The 1,161-nt window shown below is 49.0% G+C and carries 9 tRNA genes and 1 rRNA gene; all 10 read right to left on the reverse strand.

Annotated features, from left to right (window positions below):
- Positions 1–201: 201 nt before the first annotated feature.
- Positions 202–277, reverse strand: a tRNA-Ala gene (locus ACXYMZ_RS16430).
- 15 nt (positions 278–292) lie between these two features.
- Positions 293–369, reverse strand: a tRNA-Pro gene (locus ACXYMZ_RS16435).
- An 8-nt stretch (positions 370–377) separates the two neighbouring features.
- Positions 378–454: transfer RNA gene (locus tag ACXYMZ_RS16440), tRNA-Arg, on the reverse strand.
- Positions 455–461: 7 nt separating this feature from the next.
- Positions 462–550, reverse strand: a tRNA-Leu gene (locus tag ACXYMZ_RS16445).
- Positions 551–556: 6 nt separating this feature from the next.
- A tRNA-Gly gene (locus tag ACXYMZ_RS16450) sits at positions 557–631 on the reverse strand.
- A gap of 14 nt (positions 632–645) precedes the next feature.
- Positions 646–727 (reverse strand) — tRNA-Leu (locus ACXYMZ_RS16455).
- A 10-nt stretch (positions 728–737) separates the two neighbouring features.
- Positions 738–813, reverse strand: a tRNA-Lys gene (locus ACXYMZ_RS16460).
- 25 nt (positions 814–838) lie between these two features.
- Positions 839–914, reverse strand: a tRNA-Thr gene (locus tag ACXYMZ_RS16465).
- Positions 915–951: 37 nt separating this feature from the next.
- Positions 952–1,027 (reverse strand) — tRNA-Val (locus ACXYMZ_RS16470).
- 13 nt (positions 1,028–1,040) lie between these two features.
- Positions 1,041–1,156 (reverse strand): 5S ribosomal RNA (gene rrf, locus ACXYMZ_RS16475).
- Positions 1,157–1,161: the final 5 nt, after the last annotated feature.

Consider the following 1,161-nt stretch of genomic DNA (forward strand, 5'->3'; position numbering starts at 1 on the left):
GCATTCCTACAGAGTTGTTTTAGATAAGAAAACGGGGTTCTCTTATTAAAACGTTTTTGCATCCTCACAATTGTGATTCTGCTTAACATACTGGTTGTTTTGTTCAGTTTTCAAAGAGCAAATTTGCATATTAAAAGCCACACTCAAATTTAGTGGCTCGAATAGAATAACACCTTTGTAATAAAGTGTCAACTATTTTTTTGGTGGAGCCTAGCGGGATCGAACCGCTGACCTCCTGCGTGCAAGGCAGGCGCTCTCCCAGCTGAGCTAAGGCCCCTAATTTAAAATTTAATGGTCGGGAAGACAGGATTCGAACCTGCGGCCCCTTGGTCCCAAACCAAGTGCTCTACCAAGCTGAGCTACTTCCCGTAAAAATATGGCGCGCCCGAGAGGAGTCGAACCCCTAACCTCTTGATCCGTAGTCAAGCACTCTATCCAATTGAGCTACGGGCGCTAATATATGGTGCCGAGGACCGGAATCGAACCGGTACGGTAGTCACCTACCGCAGGATTTTAAGTCCTGTGCGTCTGCCAGTTCCGCCACCCCGGCAAGGGTTGGAGCGGAAGACGGGATTCGAACCCGCGACCCCCACCTTGGCAAGGTGGTGTTCTACCACTGAACTACTTCCGCTCGAAGTTATATAATGCGGGTGAAGGGACTTGAACCCCCACGTCCGAAGACACTAGATCCTAAGTCTAGCGCGTCTGCCAATTCCGCCACACCCGCATATTTTAAATGGTGAGCCATACAGGATTCGAACCTGTGACCCTCTGATTAAAAGTCAGATGCTCTACCGACTGAGCTAATGGCTCCAATTAAGAATATGTGGTTAAAAAATGGTGCCGGCCAGAGGACTTGAACCCCCAACCTACTGATTACAAGTCAGTTGCTCTACCAGTTGAGCTAGGCCGGCATATAAATACAGACTATTTATTTAAAGTGTTTAAGAATGGTGGAGGATGCAGGGCTCGAACCTGCGACCCCCTGCTTGTAAGGCAGGTGCTCTCCCAGCTGAGCTAATCCTCCTCAATAAACACTTGCCTGGCGGCGTCCTACTCTCGCAGAGACAAAGTCTCAACTACCATCGGCGCTGGAAAGCTTAACTACTGTGTTCGGTATGGGAACAGGTGTGACCTTTCCGCCATCGCTACCAGACATGC

This window comes from Oceanobacillus sp. CAU 1775, assembly GCF_054482815.1.